Origin of the sequence: Streptomyces sp. SCL15-4 (assembly GCF_033366695.1) — a bacterium.
Classification (GTDB): Bacteria; Actinomycetota; Actinomycetes; order Streptomycetales; family Streptomycetaceae; genus Streptomyces.
The window spans coordinates 5,872,639-5,895,029 of sequence record NZ_JAOBTQ010000001.1; the positions used below are offsets into that span (position 1 = coordinate 5,872,639).

At 73.8% G+C, this 22,391-nt stretch carries 22 protein-coding genes; 12 read left to right on the plus strand and 10 right to left on the minus strand.

The genetic code is table 11. From position 1 onward, the window contains the following. Positions 1–271: 271 nt before the first annotated feature. Positions 272–1,303: a hypothetical protein gene (locus SCK26_RS26285; RefSeq protein ID WP_318203794.1), complete on the minus strand. Its 1,032-nt coding sequence runs from the start codon at positions 1,301–1,303 to the stop codon at positions 272–274. Positions 1,304–1,545: 242 nt separating this feature from the next. On the opposite strand from SCK26_RS26285, the gene SCK26_RS26290 reads away from it, so the two are divergent. From SCK26_RS26290 to SCK26_RS26310, 5 genes are all read left to right on the plus strand, one after another. Continuing rightward, a complete protein-coding gene (locus SCK26_RS26290) occupies positions 1,546–2,139 on the plus strand; it encodes a helix-turn-helix transcriptional regulator (protein WP_318203795.1) in 594 nt (197 codons plus the stop codon). Further along, positions 2,132–2,761 carry a hypothetical protein gene (locus tag SCK26_RS26295; RefSeq protein WP_318203796.1) on the plus strand — a complete coding sequence of 210 codons (630 nt, stop codon included), beginning with the start codon at positions 2,132–2,134 and terminating at the stop codon, positions 2,759–2,761. The genes SCK26_RS26290 and SCK26_RS26295 overlap by 8 nt, the downstream gene beginning before the upstream one ends. After that, positions 2,761–3,987, plus strand: a complete 1,227-nt coding sequence (locus SCK26_RS26300) for an MAB_1171c family putative transporter (protein WP_318203797.1) — start codon at positions 2,761–2,763, stop codon at positions 3,985–3,987. Before SCK26_RS26295 ends, SCK26_RS26300 begins: the two co-directional genes overlap by 1 nt. A gap of 170 nt (positions 3,988–4,157) precedes the next feature. Then, positions 4,158–4,505, plus strand: a complete 348-nt coding sequence (locus SCK26_RS26305) for a hypothetical protein (protein WP_318203798.1) — start codon at positions 4,158–4,160, stop codon at positions 4,503–4,505. 144 nt (positions 4,506–4,649) lie between these two features. Continuing rightward, positions 4,650–5,708: an NAD(P)/FAD-dependent oxidoreductase gene (locus SCK26_RS26310; RefSeq protein ID WP_318203799.1), complete on the plus strand. Its 1,059-nt coding sequence runs from the start codon at positions 4,650–4,652 to the stop codon at positions 5,706–5,708. A 355-nt stretch (positions 5,709–6,063) separates the two neighbouring features. Here the strand turns inward: SCK26_RS26310 and SCK26_RS26315 are convergent, their stop codons facing one another. Continuing rightward, on the minus strand, positions 6,064–6,687 hold the full coding sequence (locus SCK26_RS26315) for a TetR family transcriptional regulator (RefSeq protein WP_318203800.1): 624 nt from the start codon (positions 6,685–6,687) through the stop codon (positions 6,064–6,066). A 220-nt stretch (positions 6,688–6,907) separates the two neighbouring features. Here SCK26_RS26315 and SCK26_RS26320 point away from each other — a divergent pair, with 220 nt between their 5' ends. The 3 genes from SCK26_RS26320 to SCK26_RS26330 are packed head-to-tail and all read left to right on the plus strand — an operon-like array spanning position 6,908 to position 10,214. Then, positions 6,908–8,407, plus strand: a complete 1,500-nt coding sequence (locus SCK26_RS26320; RefSeq protein ID WP_318203801.1) for a glycosyltransferase family 4 protein — start codon at positions 6,908–6,910, stop codon at positions 8,405–8,407. Next, on the plus strand, positions 8,401–9,147 hold the full coding sequence (locus tag SCK26_RS26325) for a class I SAM-dependent methyltransferase (RefSeq protein WP_318203802.1): 747 nt from the start codon (positions 8,401–8,403) through the stop codon (positions 9,145–9,147). Before SCK26_RS26320 ends, SCK26_RS26325 begins: the two co-directional genes overlap by 7 nt. Next, positions 9,144–10,214 (plus strand): prenyltransferase/squalene oxidase repeat-containing protein, encoded by a 1,071-nt coding sequence (locus SCK26_RS26330; RefSeq protein WP_318203803.1) that lies wholly within the window; start codon positions 9,144–9,146, stop codon positions 10,212–10,214. Before SCK26_RS26325 ends, SCK26_RS26330 begins: the two co-directional genes overlap by 4 nt. A gap of 37 nt (positions 10,215–10,251) precedes the next feature. On the opposite strand, the gene SCK26_RS26335 is transcribed toward SCK26_RS26330, so the two are convergent. Beyond that, positions 10,252–10,545: a hypothetical protein gene (locus tag SCK26_RS26335; protein ID WP_318203804.1), complete on the minus strand. Its 294-nt coding sequence runs from the start codon at positions 10,543–10,545 to the stop codon at positions 10,252–10,254. A gap of 173 nt (positions 10,546–10,718) precedes the next feature. Between SCK26_RS26335 and SCK26_RS26340 the strand changes: the two genes are divergently transcribed. Further along, on the plus strand, positions 10,719–11,300 hold the full coding sequence (locus SCK26_RS26340; protein ID WP_318203805.1) for a hypothetical protein: 582 nt from the start codon (positions 10,719–10,721) through the stop codon (positions 11,298–11,300). An 85-nt stretch (positions 11,301–11,385) separates the two neighbouring features. Here the strand turns inward: SCK26_RS26340 and SCK26_RS26345 are convergent, their stop codons facing one another. From SCK26_RS26345 to SCK26_RS26360, 4 genes are all read right to left on the minus strand, one after another. Beyond that, positions 11,386–12,222, minus strand: a complete 837-nt coding sequence (locus tag SCK26_RS26345) for a DUF5336 domain-containing protein (RefSeq protein WP_318203806.1) — start codon at positions 12,220–12,222, stop codon at positions 11,386–11,388. Positions 12,223–12,305: 83 nt separating this feature from the next. After that, positions 12,306–13,238 carry an N-acetylmuramoyl-L-alanine amidase gene (locus SCK26_RS26350; protein ID WP_318203807.1) on the minus strand — a complete coding sequence of 311 codons (933 nt, stop codon included), beginning with the start codon at positions 13,236–13,238 and terminating at the stop codon, positions 12,306–12,308. A gap of 22 nt (positions 13,239–13,260) precedes the next feature. After that, complete coding sequence (locus SCK26_RS26355) at positions 13,261–13,914, minus strand: class I SAM-dependent methyltransferase (protein WP_318203808.1); 654 nt, start codon at positions 13,912–13,914, stop codon at positions 13,261–13,263. A 105-nt stretch (positions 13,915–14,019) separates the two neighbouring features. Further along, on the minus strand, positions 14,020–15,765 hold the full coding sequence (locus tag SCK26_RS26360) for an MFS transporter (RefSeq protein ID WP_318203809.1): 1,746 nt from the start codon (positions 15,763–15,765) through the stop codon (positions 14,020–14,022). Between the two features lie 216 nt (positions 15,766–15,981). On the opposite strand from SCK26_RS26360, the gene SCK26_RS26365 reads away from it, so the two are divergent. Together SCK26_RS26365 and SCK26_RS26370 are read left to right on the plus strand one after the other, a co-directional pair. Beyond that, the gene (locus SCK26_RS26365; protein ID WP_318203810.1) at positions 15,982–16,521 is read left to right on the plus strand and encodes a SigE family RNA polymerase sigma factor; all 540 of its coding nucleotides are present in this window, start codon (positions 15,982–15,984) and stop codon (positions 16,519–16,521) included. 26 nt (positions 16,522–16,547) lie between these two features. Next, positions 16,548–17,303 (plus strand): hypothetical protein, encoded by a 756-nt coding sequence (locus tag SCK26_RS26370; RefSeq protein ID WP_318203811.1) that lies wholly within the window; start codon positions 16,548–16,550, stop codon positions 17,301–17,303. A 35-nt stretch (positions 17,304–17,338) separates the two neighbouring features. Here the strand turns inward: SCK26_RS26370 and SCK26_RS26375 are convergent, their stop codons facing one another. Further along, complete coding sequence (locus tag SCK26_RS26375) at positions 17,339–17,980, minus strand: response regulator transcription factor (RefSeq protein WP_318203812.1); 642 nt, start codon at positions 17,978–17,980, stop codon at positions 17,339–17,341. 47 nt (positions 17,981–18,027) lie between these two features. Further along, positions 18,028–19,455: a sensor histidine kinase gene (locus SCK26_RS26380; protein ID WP_318203813.1), complete on the minus strand. Its 1,428-nt coding sequence runs from the start codon at positions 19,453–19,455 to the stop codon at positions 18,028–18,030. Between the two features lie 257 nt (positions 19,456–19,712). On the opposite strand from SCK26_RS26380, the gene SCK26_RS26385 reads away from it, so the two are divergent. Then, entirely contained in the window at positions 19,713–20,570 is an 858-nt protein-coding gene (locus SCK26_RS26385; protein WP_318203814.1) for a MaoC/PaaZ C-terminal domain-containing protein, read from the plus strand. Between the two features lie 327 nt (positions 20,571–20,897). On the opposite strand, the gene SCK26_RS26390 is transcribed toward SCK26_RS26385, so the two are convergent. Beyond that, the gene (locus tag SCK26_RS26390; RefSeq protein ID WP_318203815.1) at positions 20,898–22,367 is read right to left on the minus strand and encodes a hypothetical protein; all 1,470 of its coding nucleotides are present in this window, start codon (positions 22,365–22,367) and stop codon (positions 20,898–20,900) included. Between the last annotated feature and the right edge of the window lie 24 nt (positions 22,368–22,391).

Consider the following 22,391-nt stretch of genomic DNA (forward strand, 5'->3'; position numbering starts at 1 on the left):
CGGCTCCGTCGAACTCGACGGTGCCGTGCGCGGCGGACCACCGGCGCACGCGAGCCGTCAACGACCCGGCGAAGGCGTCCCGCCCGCTCCGGACAGGCCGGTGACGCGGCGAAGACACCGCCGGAATTGCACCGGCTTCCTCCCGTACGGGTGTGACGACCCCGCCACTTTACCGGCCGCCCCGCGGCGGTCCGCGGGGGCCGTGCGCCCGGCGCCAGGGGCCTGTCCGACATTTCCCGTCTGCCGCGCGACGCGAATGGTCAGACAGTCCCTAGGCCGCGTGGGTGCGGGGCGCCGGGTGGACCGTGGCCGTGAGGTGACGGGCCATGGCGCGCAGGGTGCGGACGCACTGGGCCGGGGTGTCGGCCGTGGCCACCCAGTGGGCGAGGCGGTCGGCGGGGCCGGCGTGCGGGGCCGCCGTCACCGGGGCGCCGGCGCGGGCGGTGAGGACCATGCGCTCGGCGGACGGCTCGTGCGCGGCGGCGGGGTCCAGGCACAGGTGGGTGAGGCGGCCGGTCACGGCCGGATAGGCGAACTGGACGGCCGCCGCCCGCTGCCGGGTCGGCGTGACGTCCGGGAGCCCGCCGGTGGCCAGCGTCGCGGCGGCCCCGGCCAGATCGACGCCGGTGGCCCGTTCCACCAGCAGCGGGATCAGGTCGCCGGGCGGATGCGGGACGACGTCCAGGACGCGGGGGCCGCGCGCGGTCAGCCGTACCGTGATGTGCGCGACGGTGTGGGTCAGTCCGAGGGCGCGTACGGCCCGTTCCACGCACTGGCGCAGGAAGCGGTTGTGCAACAGGCCGTCGTGGGCGTGGACGCTGTGCCGCAGCGGGCGGCGGGCGGGCGGCGGGCCCGGGGTCGTACGGGTCAGCGCGACGATGCGGACCTCGTCGTCCAGGACGACGGTCTCGGCCGACACCACCTCCTCCCCGGTGTCCCCCGGGCCCGCCGTCGGCACCCGGTGCCGGTCCAGCAGGGCTCGTAACGCCGGCGGATCGGCGCAGGTCACGGCCGTCTCGTACGGCAGGCCCGGTAAGCCCAGCCGGGCGGCGAGGCACGCGGCCGCGGGCAGGTACCGCGAGGACCAGGTCAGTACGCCGCCGACCGGATGTCCCCGTAACGCCCCGGCCGTCCCCTCCTCGGCCGGGTCCGCCGCCAGGTGCGCGGCCAGATACGGGCGGGCCCAGGAAGCGGGCGGGGACGGGTCGACCAGGAGGACCGGGTGGGCGGCGGCGACGCGCGCCAGCGGGAACTCGCCGCAGACGTCCCGGCCGGCCCCGAGGAGCACGACGGGCTGGGCCATGGGCCTGGACCTTCCTCGGGGCGAAGGCGATCAGGAGCGCCCCGGGTGCCGCTCCCCCATAGGCGGCACCCGAGGCGGGTCGGATCTTGCTCTCCGTGCAGTGATCCTCACCCACCGCGCCTCGGACTGTCAACGATAGCTGCGTAATTAGGCAGGGAGCCTTGTCAGATCTGGTCGCCGAGGAGGCAAGCTAGTAGCCTCGCGCGCAGCCGGCGAACGGAAAGACACGCAGGGGGGACTCGGTGAGTGACGCCTACGTCGCGCTGGCCGAAGTGCTGGACCGGCTCGGCGAGCTGACCGGACGGCCCGGCCGCCTGCCGGAGGCCCTGGACGTGGCCGGCCTCTCCTACCGCACCGGCATTCCCGTGGGCGTCGTCGTCGACCTCCTCTCCGGCGGCCGGGCCGGCGAGACCGACCTCGCCCACCGGGTGCGCCAGCGGCTGGACTTCATCCGGGAGACCCGGCGCCGCCCGGACGGCAAGCGGTACTCGCTGGACGAACTGGCCCGGATCGCCGGAACCAGCAGGCAGTGGCTGAGCGAGTGGCGCAAGAGCGGCATGCCCAGCCTGGAACACGCCGACCGGCTGCGCCGCTTCTTCGGCCTGCCCGCCGGCTTCTTCACGGCCGACGAACCGGAGGCGCTGTTCGAGGCGCTGCAACCGGTGCTCCAGAGCCTGGAGGCCGAGGCCGACCCGCTGCTGCGGCTGCGCGAGAGCGGCCTGATCCGGCTCGCCGCCCGGGCCCCGCAGATGAACGCCCGGCAGCTCGCCACCCTGGCCGACCTGGCCGAGATGATCATCGCCTCGGAGCGGGCGGGGGACAGCGGGCGTGCCTGAACAGTCCGCCAAGACCCCGTGGACGGCGCGGACCCTGAGGTCGGCGGCGTCCCTGCGGCCCTTCGGCTCTCCCAAGCGCTTCCTGGACCGGCTCGTGCGCGAGACGGTCCGCACCCTCACCCCGCCGACCACTCCCGAGGCGTTCCTGCACGCGCTGTGCGCCACCCTCAGCCCCCGCCTGGACCGACCGGTCAAGCTGCGTTTCGTCGCCTTCCCGCAGGGCCTGGACATCTCCGGGATCACCCTCGCCCGCGAGGAGGACTACATCGTCGTGGTCGAGGAACGCGCCCCGGACCCGCACAAGTTCGTCATCGCCGGCCACGAGATCGGCCACATCCACCACGGCACCCTCGACGTCCACTACGCCACCGGACTGCCCGCCGCCGCCCGCCGGCTGCTCTCCCGCGCCGACGACGACATTCCGTGGGACCGGGTGGTCGCCATGGCCACCCGCTCGCCCGCGGCCGAGGCGGCCGAGGCCGAGTGGGAGGCCGAGGAGTGGGGGCTGCGCCTCGCGGCGAAGTTCTCGAAGGTCGTCGGGCCGGGCGCGGCCGGCCGGATGACCCAGGACACCCTCACCGACCGGCTGTCCTCCTCGCTGGGCAACATCGGCGGCCCCTGATGCGCTGGGACATCTCCGGTTCCTGGGTCGCCTACGCCGTCCCGGCCGCCCTGTTCGCCGTCGCCTTCGTGATCAAGCTGCCGCTGCTGCGGCGCGCCTGGCAGGACCCGATCCTGCGGGCCACCGCCGTGCTGCTCGGCATCGGCACGCTCGTCTTCGTCTCGCTGCCGCCGGCCAACCTGCACCGCATCAACGTCCTCACCGGCGTCCCCAACTTCGCCGCCCTGTGGGTGTGTTCCCTCGCCACCGCCTACTGCGGCGCCTGCCTGTGGCTGATCATCACCTGGCGGGAACCGCCGTCCGCCGCGCGCCGCCGGCGCACCCGCCAGGTCGGGGTGGCGTACGCCGCCGTCATCGCCGGACTGTGCACGACGTTCCTGCTCGGCGACCACCGTGTGGAACGGCTGCGCGACCTCGACACCTACTACGCCGGCACGCCGTGGATGCGCGAGTTCATCCTGCTCTACGTCGTCGCCCACACCGCTTCCGCGCTGGTCGCCGCCGGTCTGCTGCGCGCCTGGTACCGGGAGGTCGAGGACACCTGGCTGCGCCGGGCGGTGATCTTCCTCCAGGAGGCCTACGCCCTCGGGCTGCTCTTCGACGTCGCCAAGCTCGCGGCCGTCGCCGGCCGGTGGAGCGGCCGGGACTGGGACTGGCTGTCGACCTACGCGGCCCCGCCGTTCGCCATTGCCGAGGCGGGGCTGGTGGCCGTGGCCTTCATCGTCGGCCAGGCCGGACCGCTGCTGGCGGAGCGGCGCCGGCTGGTCCGCGACCACCGGCGCCTGAAGCCGCTGTGGCAGACCATGCTGACCATCACGCCGCCCGCCGCGCCCGCCGTCGGCCGGGTCAGCGGCGCCGCCCTGCGCCTGGAGTTGCGCCGGGCCACCATCAACGACGGCCTGCTCAAGCTGGGCCCGTACCTGAGCGAGTCCCGGCGGGAGCGGACCCGGTGCGCGGCGACGGCGGCGGGCTACCCGGAGTCCGTCGCGCGGGGCATCGCGGGGGCGGTGGACCTGCGGTTCGCCGCGGCGGCGCTGCACGCGCCCGACGACCGGCCCGGCCTGCGGCCCGAGGACGGGAGCGCCGGGTTCCCCTGCGTCCCCGACAGCGAACTGCAGAACGTCTCGCACGCGCTGCGCACCCACGAGGCGGCGATAGAGCGCTTCCACCGGCAGGCCCTCGCCGCGGAGGGCCTCGACGCACGGGATCTGGGGGCTCCGGCCTGACGCGCGCCGACGCCACGCGGCGGTGCGAGGAGCCGGTGGCGTCACCGCCCGGCACCGGCTCCGCCCGGCCGTACCAGGCGGCGCACGTCCGGCCGGCCGGCGGTCGGGCCGCCGCCGGTGCCGGAGCTGTCCGGTGGTGCCGGTCCGCGGGGCCCGGCTAGCCTCGCGCCATGGCTGCCGAAGAGGAATACGCGAGGTACCGCGAGGACGCGGAGGTGCTCGCGGCGATCGGCGCGTGCGTACGGGCCGGGGCCGCCCGGATCGACGTACGGCTGCCGAGGGCCGTGGCCGACGCGGCGGTGGCCGCCTGGCGGCGCGAGGAGACCGGAGCTCTTGAGGAGCAGCGGGAGGAGAGCCGCGAGCAGTACGTCCTGCGCGACCGGGCCGCCGAACTCGCCTTGATCGGCGCGGCGATCGCCGAGCGCGGCCGGCCGGACGGCGGGGACGTCGTGGTCGCCCTGGACGTGGAGAGCGCGGGGGCCGCCGCGCGGGCGGCCTCCTGCGACCGGAGCCGGTAGCCGGTCCGGCGCGCCGCACCGCCGAGGTGATCGGAGGAGCAGGCGCCCTTCGTCCCTGTGGCGCGGCTCACACGGCGGTCGTGTCACGGGAAGCCCGGCCTGTCTCGTCCCGTGGGTGACGAACTGCTCCGATGGGAGGCCGAAATGAAGGTTGTGGTGGTGGGTGCCGGGTACGCGGGCGGGTTCGCGGCGAACCGGGTGGCCAAGAAGGTGAAGGACGCCGAGGTCACGGTGGTCAACGCGCGTCCGGAGTTCGTCGAGCGCATCCGGCTGCACCAGCAGGTCGCCGGGACGGGCGCGGTGGCGACGCCGCTCGGCGCGATGCTGCGGCCCGGCATCGCCGTGCGGATCGGCAGCGTGGAGAAGATCGGCGACGGCACGGCGGTCCTGGACGACGGCGAGATCCTCGCGTTCGACCACCTCTTCCTGGCCGTCGGCAGCACGGTCCGGGCGCTGCCGGGCACGGTTCCGGTCGGCACCTGGGAGGGCGCGCAGCAGGCGCGGGCCGAACTCGCCGCGCTGCCCGGCGGAAGCACCGTGACGGTCGTCGGCGGCGGGGCGACGGGCATCGAGACCGCGACCGAGGTGGCCGAGGCCCGGCCCGACCTGCGCGTCCGGCTCGTCGCTCCGGAGGCCGCCGACTGCCTGTCGGGCGGGGCGCGGCGGCGGGCGCTCGCCGCGCTGGAGCGGCTCCGGGTGGAGGTCGTGGCCGACGTCGTGGCGGAGGCCGCCGCGGGCACGGTGCGGCTCGGGTCGGGGCGGGAGCTGGAGTCCGGCCTGACCCTGTGGGGAATCGTGGCGGGCGTGCCCGACCTCGCGGCGCGCAGCGGCCTGGAGGTCGACGCGGACGGCCGGGTCGTCGTGGACGCCTGCCTGCGCAGCGTCACCGACCCGCGGATCTTCGCCGTGGGCGACTGCGCGGGCGTGGCCGGCGCCCGTTTCGGCTGCCAGACCGCCGCGCCGCAGGCCCGGGCCGCCGCCGACGCCCTGGCCCGCCTCGCCGAGGGCCGCGAGCCGGAGCCGTACGTGCTGCGCTACGCGGCCCGGTGCGTCAGCCTCGGGCGCAAGGACGCGGTGGCCCAGTTCACCCATCCCGACGACCGGCTCAAGGACGGCCACCTCAAGGGGTTCACCGCGGTGGCGTTCAAGCGGATGGTGTTCACCGGCACCCGCTACCTCACGCGCAAGGCGGTCGGTGCCTGAGGCCGGGCTGCGTCCGTTGGCAAATGGTCGGAATTGGGTGGTTCCGTCAGCGATTCTCCGGTATATCCTGTAAGCAGCCTACGGGGCGAGTGAGGGAGTCCGACCGGAGTAGCCGACTCAGGCGAGACGCGAAGAGCATCCGCCCGGGCCGACAGCGACGGTAGGGCTGAGAGGTCGGAAGGCAGCGATGCCGGACGACGACCCCTATGACCTGATCCGGGCCATACCGGCGAAGGGAACCCGTCTCGTAGGTTCTTCCGTGCCGACCGGCCGTTTCCCGCCGGTCGGCTTCTTTCGCGCCGGCCGTCTTTCGCGCGGAGTCTTTTCGCGCCCGTGGCTCTTTCGGCGCCGGCCCTCAGGGGCGCGCGGCGGCCGGGTCCGTCAGGTCGATCAGGCGGCACACCGTCTCGATGTCGACCCTCACCTGGGCGATGGAGGCGCGGCCGGACAGCCAGGTGATCAACGCCGAGTGCCAGGTGTGCTCGATGACCCGGACCGCGGACAGCTGCTCCGGAGTGGGGTGCTCCAGGCCCATCGCGTCCAGGATGATCGCGGTCGTCTGCCGGGAGACCTGGTCGACCTCGGGCGAGACGCTGCGGTCGGCGAAGGTGAGCGCCCGGACCATCGCGTCGGCCAGCTGCGGCTCCCGCTGGAGGGCGCGGAAGGCGCGCATCAGGGTCTCCGCGACCCGCTCGGCGGCCGAGTCGCCCGCCGGCGGTTTCTTGCGCAGGGTGCCGTGCATGTGCTCCAGCTGGTCCTGCATGGTGGCGACCAGCAGATGCACCTTGGACGGGAAGTAGCGGTACAGCGTGCCCAGGGCCACCTGCGAGGACTCCGCCACCTCGCGCATCTGCACGGCGTCGAACCCGCCCCGGCCCGCGAGCTGCGCGCTGGCGTGCAGGATCCTGCGGCGGCGGGCCTCCTGCCGCTCGGTGAGGGGTGGGGCGGCCGGGCGCGAGGTGCTGGCTTCCGCAGGCATGGGTCCCGTTCCGTGACAGTCGGTGAGGGGGTCGGCAGGGCTCGTGGCCGGACGGCGTGGCAGGGCCGCGCGCCGTGGCGCGAATCACCTGATCCACTGCTCACAGCGCCCCTACCTGCCGGTAGATTCAGAGCCTCTTGGATGATCAAGTCTGAAACTTGTTCTAGATTAGCGTCCCGTCGTAGTCTCGCGGGACAGTGCAGGCAGAAGGGGGCACGGAGTGACCGCTGAGGCCCGGGAAGCGGGTGCCGATCGGGACCCCGCGGCTGACGGCGAGCGACCGCTCGACATCGCGCTCCTCACCTACAAGGGGAACCCGTTCTGCGGCGGGCAGGGCGTCTACGTCCGGCACCTCTCGCGCGAACTGGCCCGTCTCGGCCACCGGGTGGAGGTCATCGGCTCCCAGCCGTACCCCGTGCTGGACGAGGGCTACCCGAACCTCGCCCTCACCGAGCTGCCGAGCCTCGACCTCTACCGCCAGCCCGACCCCTTCCGCACCCCGAAGCGGGACGAGTACCGGGACTGGATCGACGCCCTCGAAGTCGCCACCATGTGGACCGGCGGCTTTCCCGAGCCGCTGACCTTCTCGCTCCGCGCCCGCCGCCATCTGCGCGCCCGGCGCGGCGAGTTCGACGTCGTCCACGACAACCAGACCCTGGGCTACGGCCTGCTGGGCGACATCGGCGCCCCTCTCGTCACCACGGTCCACCACCCCATCACCGTGGACCGGCAGCTGGAGCTGGACGCGGCCCCGACCTGGCAGCGCCGCTACTCGGTGCGCCGCTGGTACGCCTTCACCCGGATGCAGAAGCGCGTCGCCCGCCGGCTGCCCTCCGTCCTCACCGTCTCCGGCAGTTCCCGCCAGGAGATCGTGGACCACCTCGGGGTCCGCCGCGACCGGGTCCACGTCGTCCACATCGGCGCCGACACCGATCTGTTCGCGCCGAATCCGGCCGTCGCCGAGGTGCCGGGCCGGATCGTCACCACCTCCAGTGCGGACGTGCCGCTCAAGGGACTGGTGTTCCTCGTGGAGGCGCTCGCCAAGGTGCGCGCCGAGCACCCCGGCGCCCACCTCGTCGTCGTCGGCAAGCGCCCGGCCGAGGGCCCGGTCGCCCAGGCGGTCGAGCGCTACGGCCTCGAAGGCGCCGTCGACTTCGTCAAGGGCATCTCCGACGCCGAACTGGTCGACCTGATCCGCTCCGCCGAGGTGGCCTGCGTGCCCTCCCTCTACGAGGGCTTCTCGCTGCCCGCCGCCGAGGCCATGGCCACCGGCACCCCGCTCGTCGCCACCACCGGCGGCGCGATCCCCGAGGTCGCCGGCCGCGACGGCGAGACCTGCCTCGCCGTACCGCCCGGCGACGCGGGCGCGCTGGCCACCGCGCTGAACCGGCTGCTCGGCGACCGAGACCTGCGCACGCGGCTCGGCCGGGCGGGCCGGGAACGGGTGCTGGCGAACTTCACCTGGGCCCGCGCCGCGGAGGGCACCGTGGCCCACTACCGCGAGGCCGTCGACCGCGCCGCCCGCACCGCGCCCTCGACGGGTTCCGCCCCGGGCGGCCTCTCCCACGCTCGGACCGGCCCGCGCGGAGCGACTCCCGCCGCGGCCCCCGTCCCCGGCCGCTCCGCGGCCCCCGCGAGCGTCGCGGCCCCGACCGGCGCCGCGTCCGCGACCTCGCCGAGTGACACCAGCGTCTCCTCCGAAAGCAGGGCCACGTGCTGACCGTCGACTTCTCCCGGTTCCCGCTCGCCCCGGGCGACCGCGTACTGGACCTCGGCTGCGGGGCCGGCCGGCACGCCTTCGAGTGCTACCGGCGCGGCGCCCGGGTCGTGGCCCTGGACCAGAACGGCGAGGAGATCCGCGAGGTCGCCAAGTGGTTCGCGGCGATGAAGGAGGCCGGTGAGGCGCCCGAGGGCGCCACCGCCACCGCCATGGAGGGCGACGCCCTCGCCCTGCCGTTCCCCGACGAGTCCTTCGACGTCGTCATCATCTCCGAGGTGATGGAGCACATCCCCGACGACAAGGGCGTGCTCGCCGAGATGGTCCGCGTGCTCAGGCCCGGCGGCAGGATCGCCGTCACCGTCCCGCGCTACGGCCCCGAGAAGGTCTGCTGGGCCCTGTCCGACGCCTACCACGAGGTCGAGGGCGGCCACATCCGCATCTACAAGGCCGACGAGCTGACCGCCAAGCTCCGCGAGGCCGGCCTGAAGCCCTACGGCAGCCACCACGCCCACGCCCTGCACGCCCCGTACTGGTGGCTGAAGTGCGCCTTCGGCGTCGACAACGACAAGGCGCTGCCGGTGCGCGCGTACCACAAGCTGCTCGTCTGGGACATCATGAAGAAGCCGTTCGCCACCCGGCTCGCCGAACAGGCGCTCAATCCGCTGATCGGCAAGAGCTTCGTGGTCTACGCGACCAAGCCGCACCTCCCCTCGCTCGCCGCAGAGGCGGACGCCAGGTGACCACTCCCCGGACAGAACACCTCGTCCTGCCCGGGGTCCTCACCGCCGGGCAGGCCGCCGCGACCGTCGCCGGCATCCTCGCCGGACAGCGGGAGGACGGCGCGATCCCGTGGTTCCGGGGCCACCACCTCGACCCCTGGGACCACACCGAGGCCGCCATGGCCCTGGACGCGGCCGGCGAACACGAGGCCGCCGAGCGCGCCTACACCTGGCTGGCCCGGCACCAGAACGAGGACGGCTCCTGGTACGCCGCCTACGCCGACGGCGCCCACGACGACGTCACCGACCGTGCCCGCGAGTCCAACTTCGTCGCCTACATAGCCGTCGGCGTCTGGCACCACTACCTCTCCACGGGAGACGACACCTTCCTGGACCGGATGTGGCCGGCCGTCTACGCCGCCGTCGAGTGGGTGCTGCGGCTCCAGCAGCCCGGCGGGCAGATCGGCTGGCGCCGCGAGGACGACGGCACGCCCACCGCCGACGCCCTGCTCACCGGCAGCTCCTCCGTCCACCACGCGCTGCGCTGCGCGCTCGCGATCGCCGAGCAGCGCGAGGAACCGCAGCCGGACTGGGAGCTGGCCGCCGGGGCGCTGCGGCACGCGATCCGCCGCCACCCCGAACGCTTCCTGGACAAGGACCGCTACTCGATGGACTGGTACTACCCGGTCCTCGGCGGCGCCGTGACCGGCGCGGAGGCCAAGGCCCGGATCGAGGCGGGCTGGGACCGGTTCGTCGTGCCCGGCCTCGGCGTGCGCTGCGTGGTCCCGAACCCCTGGGTGACCGGCGGCGAGTCCAGCGAACTCGCGCTCGCCCTGTGGGCGGTGGGCGAGTCCGACCGGGCCCTGGAGATCCTCCAGTCCATCCAGCACCTGCGCGACGCCGAGTCCGGCCTCTACTGGACGGGTTACGTCTTCGAGGACGACACGATCTGGCCGCGTGAGCTGACCACCTGGACGGCGGGCTCGCTGCTGCTGGCCGTGGCCGCGCTGGGCGGCCACGAGGCCACCTGCGCGGTCTTCGGCGGCGAGCGCCTGCCGTCCGGCCTGGACCCGGACTGCTGCGCCTGACCGGTCTCCGCGCCGGCACCGGCACCGGATACACCGCTCAGTACCGGTGTATCCGGCGGGCTATCGCGTGGCCGACGAACAGATAGACCACGGCGGCCAGGCCGTAGCCGGCGACCACGCGGGCCCATGCCTCGTCGAAGGTGAACAGGTCGTGCGACCACCCGGCCAGCCAGGCGGCCGCATCGTGCACGAACCGGACCAGGTCGTTGCCCCGGTTCGCGTCCAGCAGGTACATCAGGATCCACAGGCCGAGGATCAGCGCCGCGATGTCGGCGACGACCGCGACGACCGTCCCGGCCTGGTTCGCACCGTTGCGATATCGAGTGGACATACTCTCCGGATTGCCGCGGTGCGGCTCCTGTAACCCCCGACGCGGCCCCGACGCTTCCCCGAGCCGCCCCCGAGCCGACCCGGACGGCGTCCCCCGAGTGGCGCGCGGCCGCGTCCCGGGCGAACCTGCCTGAGGAACCAGACCGCTCGGGGAGGACACGTCGGGAGGACCCCGTGCCCGTACCGATACGGCGCCTGTTCGTGGCGCTCACCTTGTGCTGCGCCCTGGTGGCCGGTGCCACCGCCTGCGGAAGCAGCCAGCAGAGCAGTACGAAGGACACCTCGGCGGCCCAGGCCCAGGCCCAGGCCGTGCCCGCCGTCGACAGCCCCAGCCCCAGCACGTCCGCCGAACGCCAGAAGTTCGCCAAGACCCGGTTCGTGGCGAACGCGGGTCTCGCCGCCGGCGCCACCTACCAGTGGATCGTGAAGCCGTGGAAGGCGGGCAAGTTCAAGAAGGGCGCCAAGGGCCGCAGGCTGGCCCTGGTCAAGGCGGGCGTCGCCGGCCTCTTCGCCTACAACCGGCTCAAGGCCGCCCAGAAGAACGCCCAGGGCGACCCGACGCTCTCCAAGGCCCTCGCTCCGCTGGGCGCCGGCATCGAGTCCCTGAAGGGCCTCGCGGGCAAGCTCCGCAAGGGCGACGAGAGCGCGGTCGGCCCGTTCGACGACATCATCGGCCAGATCAAGGACGCGGGCAGCAGCGCCGGCGCCCCGGTCAAGCAGCAGGTGCCCTCGGCCGCCGAACTGTCGAAGGGCTAGGTCGGTTCCGGCCCGGGTGGCGTCTGAACGGCAACGGCCCCCCGCCCGGAAGGGCGGGGGGCCGTTGCGCCACGGAGATTCCGGCTCAGCCGCGCTGGATCCCGGAGGTGTCCTGGAGCAGGCCGCGACGGCCGTCCTGGGTCTGCGCGACGAGCGCGGCACCGCGCTGCTCGACGGCCAGGTACCAGGTGCCCGGCGCCAGTTCGGCGATCTGGCCGGCCGAGCCGTCCTCCGCGAACAGCGGACGGGTCACCGGCACGGCGAACCAGAAGGGAGAGAAGTCGGCGGCCGGGGGCTGCGCGGCCGGGGCGGCGGCCTGCGCGGCCGGCTGCGGCTGCTGCGCGTACGGCTGGCCCGGCTGCGGCTGGGCACCGTAGGGCTGCTGCGGCTGGGCGCCGGGGTAGCCGTAACCACCGGGCGGCTGGGCGCCGTAGGGCTGCGGGGCGGGCGGCTTCGGGGCCGGGACCAGGGAGGCCTGGAGCGCGGGGACGAGCGGGGTGGCGACGGCGGCGGCGGCCATCACCAGGGTGGCGATCAGAGCCAGGATCAGCCCCGTGCCGGCATCGGGCGCCTGACTGTCGGAACCGCCGCCGACGTTGTCCAGGCCGCCGACCGGGTCGAAGACGTTGCCCAGCGCGCTCCACGCGGCGAAGACCGCGAACGCCACGCCGAACGCGCCGAGTTCCAGACCCGCGATCTTGCGCGGCTGCGACAGGCCACGGCTCACGACGATGAGCGCCGCGCCGATGATGCCCGCCAGTACGACGCCGAACAGGACCGGTCCGCTCTCCCAGAGGTTCGGCAGGTCGACGCTGTCGGGAAGCCCGTCGTACGAGTAGTTGTCGAGGAACGACGCGATGAACAGCACCACCGCTGCTCCGATCACCACGCCGTCGCCTCTAGTGAGGGAGCGGATATTCACTTCAGGTCCTTCGTAGGTCGTCTCGTCGTCGGTAGACACTACAGTCCGCAAGATCGGGCTGTCCGGCCGGTTACGGCCGCCGGTCACGAATCGCGCAGGAAACTCACGATTCCCTCGGAGATCCCTCGCGCCGCCCGCTGCCGCCACGTTCCGCTGGTCAGCAGGCTCGCGTCCGTGTCATCGCGCATGTTGCCGCATTCGATGAACACCTTGGGAACTGTTGACAGATTGAGACCACCCAGGTCCGTACGCGTGACCAGACCGGTACCGCCGCCGATGTAGTTGGCGGGCGGCTCACCGGTCTCGCGGAGGTAGTCGCCCGCGACCCGCACCCCCAGCTCGTGGGACGGCCCGACGATGGGACGGGTGTCCGCCGCACCGGCGTGCACGGACCCCGGCAGGATCACGTGGAAGCCCCGGTTGCCGGGCTCGGAGCCGTCGGCGTGCAGCGAGATGGCCGCGTCCGCGTGCGCGGCGTTGCCGATCCGGGCGCGCTCGTCCACGCACGGCCCCCAGGCCGGGCTGTCGCCGTCACGGGTCAGCTTCACCGTGACGCCCTGCCGCTCCAGCAGCGTCCGCAGCCGGTGCGCCAGGTCCTCGGTGAACCGCGCCTCCGTATAGCCGTCGTTCGTGGACGTCCCGGTGGTGTCGCACTCCTTGGAGTTCGTGCCGATGTCCACTTGGCGGTTGATCTCGGCGGTGTGCCGGAAGTTGCCCGGGTTGTGCCCCGGGTCGATGACGACGATCTTCCCGCGCAGCGCACCGGAGCCGCCCGGCCGGGCGGCGGTCGACCCGGACACCTTGCCGTCGCCGCCGGGGGAGGCCGCCGGGGCGGGCGCGGACGACGCGGAGGAGGCCGTACGGACCTCACCGCCCGAACCCCCGTCGCCCAGCGCCTCGTACACCACCCAGCCGAGCAGCGCGCCGGGCACCAGCGCGGCGAGCGCCACGGTCAGCGGGCCGCGCCGGGGCCGACGGGGCGTGGAAGCATCGAATTCCGGACCTGTGTACGACACGTCTGCGACTTTAACCGGGGCCTCAGATTCCCGCCCCCGTTCGCCGCAGCACGCGCAGCGAGCCGGTGACGGAGACCTCGGTGAACGCCCCGGAACCGAGGGCGCGCAGGTACACCCGGTAGGGCGCCTGGCCCGTGAACTCGTCCTCGGGGTGCGGGAAGACGTCGTGGACGACCAGCAGGCCGCCCTCGGCGACGTGCGGCGCCCAGCCCTCGTAGTCGGCGCCGGCGTGTTCGTCCGTATGGCCGCCGTCGACGAACACGAGGCCGAGCGGGGAGTTCCAGAGCGCCGCGATCTGCGGGGAGCGGCCGACGAGGGCGACCACGTGCTCCTCCAGGCCCGCGCGGTGCAGGGTCCGGCGGAACAGCGGCAGCGTGTCCATCAGCCCGATCTCCGGATCGACCGTCTCCGGGTCGTGGTAGTCCCAGCCCGGCTGCTGCTCCTCGCTGCCCCGGTGGTGGTCGACGGTCAGCGCGGTGACCCCGGCCTGCCGGGCCGCGTCGGCCAGCAGGATCGTGGAGCGCCCGCAGTAGGTCCCGACCTCCAGCAACGGCAGCCCGAGCCGTCCCGCCTCCACCGCGGCCGCGTACAGCGCCAGCCCCTCGTCCACGGGCATGAACCCCTTGGCCGCCTCGAACGCGGCCATGATCTCCGGCTTGGGGGTGGGGGCAGGCATGTCGGCCTTTCGCTCGTACGACTGTCCAAACCCCGCTTATGCTGCCGCACCCCCGGCCACATGGGTGACAGGGGGTGCGATCAACGTCCCGTAAGAGGCGCAGCCCTATGCGTTCACAGCCTCCCCGGGCAGCGAGAGGTCGAGGTCGACAGCCCGCTCCTCGCCGGAATGCGTGGCGGAAGAGGCGAGCGGCCCATGGCCGGAGGCCTTCGCGGCGAGGACATACGCCCCCTGAGCCGGCACGGCCAGCACATACCGCCCCTCCTCGTCGGAGACGGCCGCTCCCGCCTGCCGCCCGCGCCGGTCGATCAGCGTGACCTTCGCCCGGGCCACCGGAGCACCGTCGGCCCCCAGCACCCGGCCCCGGAAGCCCCGCAGCACCTCCTCGGCCCGCTCCAGCGCGGCGTCCTCCTCGCTGCTCGCCCGCAGCTGCGTGTGCCGCTGCACCGGCCGGGGGCTCTTCGGCAGGAAGAGCGCCAGCAGCAGACCGACGGCCACCGCCGCGGTGGCGATCAGGAAGGACACCCGGAAACCGTGCATGGTCGGGACCGCGACCCCGCCCACGTTGTCCGCGGTGTTGGCCAGCACCATCCCGACGACGGCGCTCGACACCGACGTGCCGATGGACCGCATCAGCGTGTTCAGCCCGTTCGCCGCACCGGTCTCGGACGCCGGGACCGCGCCCACGATCAGCGCGGGCAGCGAGGAGTAGGCGAGGCCGATGCCCGCGCCGAGGATCACGGACGTGACGATCGTCTGCCAGGCCGCGTCCATCAGGCCGAGCCCGCCGCCGTAGCCGATCGCGATGATCAGCAGGCCGGTGATCAGGGTGACCTTGGGGCCGTAGCGGGCGGACAGCCGCGCGTACACCGGAGCGGTGAACATCATCGTCAGGCCCAGCGGGGCCACGCACAGGCCCGCGACGACCATCGACTGGCCGAGGCCGTACCCGGTGGCGGTGGGCAGCTGGAGCAGCTGGGGCAGGACGAGCGAGACGACGTAGAACGCCACGCCGACCATGATCGACGCGAGGTTGGTGAACAGGACCGCCGGACGGGCGGTGGTGCGCAGGTCGACCAGCGGCGCCTTGACGCGCAGCTCGAACAGTCCCCACACGACGAGGACGACGACGGCCGCGGCGAACAGGCCGAGCGTCGTGCCCGACGACCAGCCCCAGTCGCTGCCCTTGGTGATGGGCAGCAGGAGCAGCACCAGACCGGTGGACAGACCCAGCGCGCCGACCAGGTCGAAGGAGCCCCGCGCGCGCATCGGGGACTCGGGTACGACGAGGAGGGTGAGGGCGATGGCGAGCACGCCGAGGCCGGCGGCGCCGTAGAACAGCGCGTGCCAGTCGGTGTGCTGGGCGACCAGGGCCGCGGCGGGCAGCGCGAGGCCGCCGCCGACGCCGATCGAGGAACTCATCAGGGCCATCGCGGAGCCGAGCCGCTCGCGCGGCAGCATGTCCCGCATCAGGCCGATGCCCAGCGGGATCGCGCCCATGGCGAAGCCCTGGAGGGTACGGCCGACGATCATGGTGAGCAGCTCGCTGGTGAACGCGCTGACCAGGGCGCCGATCACCATCACGGAGAGGCTCAGGACGAGCATCCGGCGCTTGCCGTAGAGGTCGCCGAGCCGGCCCATGATCGGAGTGGCCACGGCACCCGACAACAGGGTGGAGGTGAGGACCCAGGTGGCGTTGCTGGGTGCGGTGTCCAGCAGCTGCGGCAGGTCCTTGATGACCGGCACGAGCAGCGTCTGCATCACCGCGACGACGATGCCCGCGAACGCGAGCACCGGGACCACCGCGCCGCCCGCTTTCCGGGTGGGCTGGTCGGTCGTCGTGTCTGTCATGGAGTGAGGCCTTCCACGTGTCATAAGTGCCGGGTAAACCTCGTATGCACAGGCAACTATTCCGTTGCTTCGGGCCCCTAACGAAATCTTGACCGTTCCATGGGTTTCTGACAGTCCGTCACGGTTCGGGCCGTGGATGGAACGCGTTCCAGTTTGTGCGGGCGGGGCAACGGTCCGGAGGGCTCATGGACTCCTTTAGACATCTAGGAGGTGCCCATGGGGGACGGGAAGCAGGCTCGGGACGAGGAGTTCCAGAGCTTCATGGTCGGCCGCTGGCCGCGGTTGATGCGTACGGCATTTCTGCTCACGGGGGAGCAGCACGCCGCCGAGGACCTGGTCCAGTCGACGCTCGAACAGGTCTATACGGCATGGCGCCGGGTCGGTGCCGCCGACGACCCGGAGGCGTATGTACGGCGGGTGATGATCAACGCCCACGCGCGCAGGCACCGCAGGAGGCTCCGGGAGTTCCTGGCGCCGAAGGACGACTCCGGCCTGGTGCGCGAGGTGGCCGACACGGGGGACCGGATCGCGCAGGCCGACGACCGCGGCGCCCTGCTCACGGCGCTCGCCCAACTGCCCGCGCGGCAGCGCGAGGCGGTGGTCCTGCGCTATTGGGAGGACCTGACGGAGACCCAGGCGGCGGAGGCCATGGGCTGCTCCGTCGGCACGGTGAAGAGCAACGCGGCCAAGGGCATCGCGAAGCTCCGCGCCATACCGGCACTGGCCGAGACGGTGACGCACGGGAGGCGGAAGTGATGAGCGGGGACCGGGAGAAGCACGACATGACGCAGACGGACATCGCCCTCCTGCTCGCCGACGCGGCGGACGAGGTCGAGATCGGCATAGCCCCGGTCCAGGCGGTCATCCGCGCCGGCCGGCGGCGGCGCACGGCGCGGCGCTGGGCCGTGGCGGCGGCCACCACCCTGGTGCTGGCGGGCTCGACGGGAGCGACACTGGCACTGACCGGGCTGCCCGGCGCCGACCGGCGGACGCACGTGGCCGCCGGACCGTCCACGCCGGAGGCACGCCATGTGTACCGGCCGCAGCGCACCTCGTTGGGCAGCGGGACGGACCAGGGCGGGGACTGGCGGGTGGAGCTGACCGTATGGGGAGCGCCGCGCGACCGGGCGGAGGCGGCCGGACAGCTGGAGGCCATGCGCAGGTTCGGGTTCGCGCAGACGGTGCTGCCGCCCGGAGCCGCCGGCCTGGTCAACCGGACGTCGTACTACACGAGCCTGTACCTCGGCGGCGACCGCCACCCGAGGGTGCTCGTCTTCGACACCTTCGAGGAGTGGGACCGCGTGTCGGGCCGGGACGTCTCGCTCGGCGCGGTGCCGCTGGGGAAGGAGGGCGCCACGGGTCCCGGCCGTCTCGCGGTGGGCCGGGTCGCCGCGACCGCGCAGCAGGTCAAGTGCACGTGGAAGGAGGGCGGCAGCACCGTGGACCTGCCGGTGAGGGCCGCCGGGGCTCCGGGCAAGTGGTTCCTCTGCCTGGCTCCGGAAGGGGAGGGCGTCAAGGCTGCGGAGGTGATCCAGTAGGAGGCGCCGCCACGGCAGGGGCCGCGCTCACCCCCTCACAGCCACCCCTGCTGCCGGGCCTCGCGCACCGCCTCGGCCCGGTTGCGGGTGCCGGTCTTGCCGATCGCGGAGGAGAGGTAGTTGCGGATGGTCGACTCGGACAGGGTCAGCCGCGCCGCGATGTCGGCGACGGTCGCTCCGTCCACCGACGCCTTCAGCACCTCGCACTCACGCGGGGTCAGCGGATTGGGTCCGGCGCCGAGCGCGGCGGCGGCCAGCGCCGGATCGATCACCGTCTCCCCGGCGAGCACCCGCCGGATCGCCGCGGCCAGCTCCTCCACCGGCCCGTCCTTGACGAGGAAACCGGCCGCGCCGGCCTCCATGGCCCGGCGCAGATAACCCGGCCGGCCGAAGGTGGTCAGGATCAGCACCCGGCACCCGGGCGCCCGCGTCCGCAGCTCGGCCGCCGCGTCCAGGCCGCTCATCCCCGGCAGTTCGATGTCCAGCAGAGCCACGTCCGCGCGGTGCTCGACCGCGGCGTCCACGATCCCGTCGCCCGAGCCCAGCTGGGCCACGACCTCGATGTCCTCCTCCATCCCGAGCAACAGGGCGAGCGCGCCGCGCATCATCCCCTGGTCCTCGGCGAGCAACACCCGGACACGGTGGACGGACCGCTGCTTCCCGGAGGTCTCACTCATGCGGCCAGGGTACGGGGGCACGGGCCTCGTCACCGCGGCCCGCGGTGTCATCCCGTAGGCGTCAACTCGTCGGCGCCGACGGGAAGGACGGCCGCGACCGTGAACCCGCCCCGGGCGGAGGGACCGGCCGTGAGCGAGCCGCCCACCGCCGCGAGACGCTCGGTGAGCCCCACCAGCCCGTTACCGCCCGCACTTCCACCCCGAAAGGCTCCCACGCTCTCATGCGCGCCCTCAGCCCCGCCGCACGTGCCGCCCCCGCCCCAGCCACCCGAGGCGATCCCCAGAACCTCACCACCGGAGGCGAACCCCTCACGCCCACCACCTGTGCCCCCACCACCGGAGACACCTTCCACGCCGCCGCCGACGGACGCGCCGGCCACGCCTCCGCCACCACACGCGAGCCCCTCGTCCCCACCGCCGGAGGCACCCGTGCCGTTGTCCGTCACCGTCAGCCGCACTCGTTCGGCGGCCGAGTCCACGGTGATCTCGCAGCGGGTGGCGTCGCTGTGGCGGACGACGTTGGTGACCGCCTCGCGGACCACCCAGCCGAGCAGCGCCTCGGTCTGCGGGTCGAGCGGCGTCCCGGACTGGCGGACCACCGGCCGCACGCTCGCCGCGGACAGCGCCGACCGGGCCCGGGCCAGCTCGGTGGCGAGGCTGCCCTCGCGGTAGCCGGTCACCGCCTCCCGGATCTCGGTGAGCGCCTGCCGGCCCACCGACTCGATGTCCGCGATCTGCGCCAGCGCCGCGTCCAGGTCGCGGGCGGCCAGCCGCCGGGCCGCCTCCGACTTCACCACGACCACGGAAAGGGTGTGGCCGAGCAGGTCGTGCAGATCACGGGAGAAGCGCAGCCGCTCCTTCTCCACCGCCCGCCGGGCCAGCTCCTCGCGGGCGGCCCGCAGCTCCCGCACCGCCTCCGAAAGACCGAGGATCGCGGCGGTCACCATGCTGGACAGGAACGTGGCATAGGCGATGCCGGTGCCTTCGTCCCAGCCGGCCCGCAGCCAGGAGATCAGCCCCGCGTACAGCGTGAGCAGCAGCCCGGCCCGGCCCAGCCAGGGTCCGCGCAGGATCGCGCCGGTGGCCAGGCCCAGCAGCGGGAAGAACATCAGCCAGTTGCCGCCGTAGCCGAGCGCGAGCCCCGTGGTGACCAGGCCGAGCAGCCCCAGCGCCACCCGGGTGGAGACCGACTCCCGCTTGGCCCGGTCGAAGGCACGGAAGGTGACGTGGACGTAGAGGGAGTTGAAGGCCAGCAGGCCCAGGCCGCCGATCCACGGGTTCGGCGTGTCGCCCTGGATCACATTGGAGATGGACCCCATGCCCAGCAGCAGCCAGGGCAGCAGGGAGAAACCGGTGGGCGGCGGCCCCGGATGGTCGACGCCGGACCTCCTGGCGTCGCGCAGCGTCCGCCGCGCGGCCCGGAAGCGCTCGCGCTCCGTGCGCCACCGGTCCCGCGGTCCGCACCACCCCGTCATCTTCGTCTCCCCCCGGTCGCCTGGTCCTCGCCGTGCGGCGACAGGACGCACAGCGTACGTAGCGAATGTAAGGAACCGGACACCACGTCGGGCAGATGCGGATGTACGGAGAAGGACAGTACGAATGTCACGGCCCGCCGCCCGGGACCGACGCCTCGCCGGGAGCCTTCACACGTGCGGAGCGCTCGGCTATACAGAGGGCGCCGGACTGGAACCCGTTCTAGACCGGCCGTCACCGTCACCGCTCCAGGAGCCCCATGCCCATCGACGCCACGCAGGCCCTCGCGGCCGGACCCCGGGCCGGTGAGATCACCTGGGACCACAAGGACGTACAGCTCTACCACCTCGGCATCGGCGCCGGGCGTCCCGCCACCGACCCCGACGAGCTGCGCTACACCCTGGAGTCCCGGCTGCACGTCCTGCCGAGTTTCGCCACCGTCGCGGGCAACGGCTCGCCCGGGGTGATCAGCGGGCTGTCCATGCCGGGGATCGACGTCGACCTGGCACGCGTCCTGCACGGCGGGCAGAGCATCGAGGTCCACCGCCCGATCCCGGTACGGGGCACCGCCACCGCCACCGGCCGGATCGCCGCCGTGTACGACAAGGGCACGGCGGCCGTCCTCGTCATGCGCACCGAGGCCGCCGACGCCGACGGCCCGCTGTGGACCAGTGAGGCCCGGATCTTCGTCCGCGGAGAGGGCGGCTGGGGCGGCGACCGCGGTCCGGCCGGCCGGCTCGGCCCGCCCGCCGGCGACCCGGACCGGATCGTGGAGCGCCCCGTCCGTGAGGACCAGGCCCTGCTCTACCGCCTCTGCGGCGACTGGAACCCGTTGCACGCCGACCCCGACTTCGCCAGGCGCGCCGGATTCGACCGGCCCATCCTGCACGGGCTGTGCACCTACGGCATGACCCTCAAGGCGGTCGTGGACACGCTGCTCGACGGGGACGTGACCCGCGTACGCGGCTACGACACCCGGTTCGCCGGGGTCGTGTTCCCGGGCGAGACCCTGCGCATCCGCATGTGGCGCGAGGCGGGACGGGTGCGAGTGGAGGCCGGCGCCGTGGACCGGGACGATGCGCCGGTCCTCGCCGACACCGTCGTGGAGCACACCTGAACGGCGCCACTCCCGCCGGCGGGCAGAGAAAAAGGGGGCGCCCGGTCGGACGCCCCCTCCACTTCACTGCCGTCAGGCAGCCGCCTCGGCCCTCTCCTGAACCGGCTTGCGGTGCCGGCCGTGCGGAGCGGTCTCCCTCTCCTGGGCCGCCACCGGGCCCCGGTGCCGACCGCGGCCGGCGGTCTCGGAAGAGCCGGCAGACAGCTGCTCAGTCGTGCTGGTGTCGCTCATCGGACGTATTCACCCCGTCAACATGATCTTCGGTACAGCCGAGCGAGTCTAACCGGCGCACCACGGGCCGAATCCAGGCGTACACGCCGACCGGCACTAGTTCGTTACAAGACGCCCCAGAGGGGCCTCCCGCAAGGGCACGGGCCGCATCGTCACCGGCCCGACGGCCCGCGCCAACGGCGCGGCGGCGGACGGGAGTTCCGGCGGGTCGGGGCTCCAGTTCTCCGTCGCGACGAGGACGCCGGCGCCCGTCGGTACGGCGGTACGGAACTCCGCCCGAGCGGGGCCCCCGGCCACCGGCGGCACGGCCCGGGGCTCCATGGCCACGGCCGCCCCGTGCTCCGCAGGCACGGCGGTCCCGGGCCCTGCGGGTGCGGCCGTCCTCGGGACCGTCGGCGCCGCCGTCACCGGGCCCGTCGGTACGGGCGCCGCCGGCGCGGTGGGCCTGGACGCCGGTCGCTTCGTGGATGCCGGCGGCTGCGGGGCCGGCTCCGGTCGCCGTGCCGTGGTTTCCCGGCCGGATGGTTCCGGCGACCGGGTGTCGCCCCGTGGGGCCGTCAGGTCCGACACGCCGCACGGTGTCGTCCTCGTCGCGTACGGCAGCCGTAGCACCCCGTCCCGCGTCCACACCCCGGCGCCCGCGAGCCAGCCCTCGGGCGCCGGCAGATGCCGGACCCGGCGTTCGGCCGGCCGCCAGGTGCCCACCCAGGTGCCGCGCGCGCCGTCGATGCGCAGGCCCACCGCGCAGTTCTCCGGCATCAGCACCTGCCCCGGCTGGATCGCGAACGGCGTCACCACGCAGTCCGGCAGCAGCAGGCACCGGGGGAACCGCACCGGCAGGGTGCTGCCCAGCACGCCCCAGCCCAATCGTTTTTGCCCGGGTGAGGGCGCGTCGGAGGAGATCAGCAGCAGTCCGCTGTCGAGGTCGGCGAGCAGCAGCCGGTCGTCGCTGTCGTCCGCGATCTCCAGCAGCGGCGAGACCACGCCCCGCTCCAAGTCCACCACGACCGTCTTGGTGCGCCCGCCCAGCTCCCGGTCCAGCGCCAGCAGCCGCCCGGCGCCGTCCAGCCAGACCCCGCCCGAGCAGCGCCCCGGCAGCTCGGCCAGCCGCTCCGGGCCGAACGCCCCGCCCGCCACCCGCCACACCACGCTGGAGCGCGGCCCGGTCGCGAGGGCGTACGCCCGGGCGCCTCCCGGCGCCGGCGGCAGCAGGGCGAGCCGGGTGCCGGGCTCGGGGCACTCCACCGCGCCGAGCGGCAGTTCGCCGGTGCCGGGCCCGGTCGGGTACAGCAGCGCGAACATGTGCCGTCCGGCCGCCGGCCGGTGGATCAGCACCCGGCCGTCCCCCATCGGCTGCACTCGGGTGCCGGGCTCCTCCGGCTGGCCGCCGGGCAGCGGCACCGCGTAGGGCTCCGGGCCGTCCAGGGTCCACCGCTCCGGGAACCAGCAGTCACCGGCGGGCGCGAGCCGGGCCGCGTACGCGCCGTCCGCCGTGATCACGCATCCCGCCTCCGGCGCGCCGTCGGCCCCGGCCGTGGACGGGGGTTCGATAGCACAGACCGTCATCGTTCGGTCACCTCCGGCGACGAC

What these genes read in the sequence shown, in the direction of transcription:
- SCK26_RS26285 (WP_318203794.1), bottom strand. Translation starts at nt 1,303, where the DNA reads ATGGCCCAGCCCGTCGTGCTCCTCGGGGCCGGCCGGGACGTCTGCGGC.
- SCK26_RS26300 (WP_318203797.1), top strand. Translation starts at nt 2,761, where the DNA reads ATGCGCTGGGACATCTCCGGTTCCTGGGTCGCCTACGCCGTCCCGGCC.
- SCK26_RS26305 (WP_318203798.1), top strand. Translation starts at nt 4,158, where the DNA reads ATGGCTGCCGAAGAGGAATACGCGAGGTACCGCGAGGACGCGGAGGTG.
- SCK26_RS26310 (WP_318203799.1), top strand. Translation starts at nt 4,650, where the DNA reads ATGAAGGTTGTGGTGGTGGGTGCCGGGTACGCGGGCGGGTTCGCGGCG.
- SCK26_RS26315 (WP_318203800.1), bottom strand. Translation starts at nt 6,687, where the DNA reads ATGCCTGCGGAAGCCAGCACCTCGCGCCCGGCCGCCCCACCCCTCACC.
- SCK26_RS26335 (WP_318203804.1), bottom strand. Translation starts at nt 10,545, where the DNA reads ATGTCCACTCGATATCGCAACGGTGCGAACCAGGCCGGGACGGTCGTC.
- SCK26_RS26355 (WP_318203808.1), bottom strand. Translation starts at nt 13,914, where the DNA reads ATGCCTGCCCCCACCCCCAAGCCGGAGATCATGGCCGCGTTCGAGGCG.
- SCK26_RS26360 (WP_318203809.1), bottom strand. Translation starts at nt 15,765, where the DNA reads ATGACAGACACGACGACCGACCAGCCCACCCGGAAAGCGGGCGGCGCG.
- SCK26_RS26365 (WP_318203810.1), top strand. Translation starts at nt 15,982, where the DNA reads ATGGGGGACGGGAAGCAGGCTCGGGACGAGGAGTTCCAGAGCTTCATG.
- SCK26_RS26370 (WP_318203811.1), top strand. Translation starts at nt 16,548, where the DNA reads ATGACGCAGACGGACATCGCCCTCCTGCTCGCCGACGCGGCGGACGAG.
- SCK26_RS26375 (WP_318203812.1), bottom strand. Translation starts at nt 17,980, where the DNA reads ATGAGTGAGACCTCCGGGAAGCAGCGGTCCGTCCACCGTGTCCGGGTG.
- SCK26_RS26380 (WP_318203813.1), bottom strand. Translation starts at nt 19,455, where the DNA reads ATGACGGGGTGGTGCGGACCGCGGGACCGGTGGCGCACGGAGCGCGAG.
- SCK26_RS26385 (WP_318203814.1), top strand. Translation starts at nt 19,713, where the DNA reads ATGCCCATCGACGCCACGCAGGCCCTCGCGGCCGGACCCCGGGCCGGT.
- SCK26_RS26390 (WP_318203815.1), bottom strand. Translation starts at nt 22,367, where the DNA reads ATGACGGTCTGTGCTATCGAACCCCCGTCCACGGCCGGGGCCGACGGC.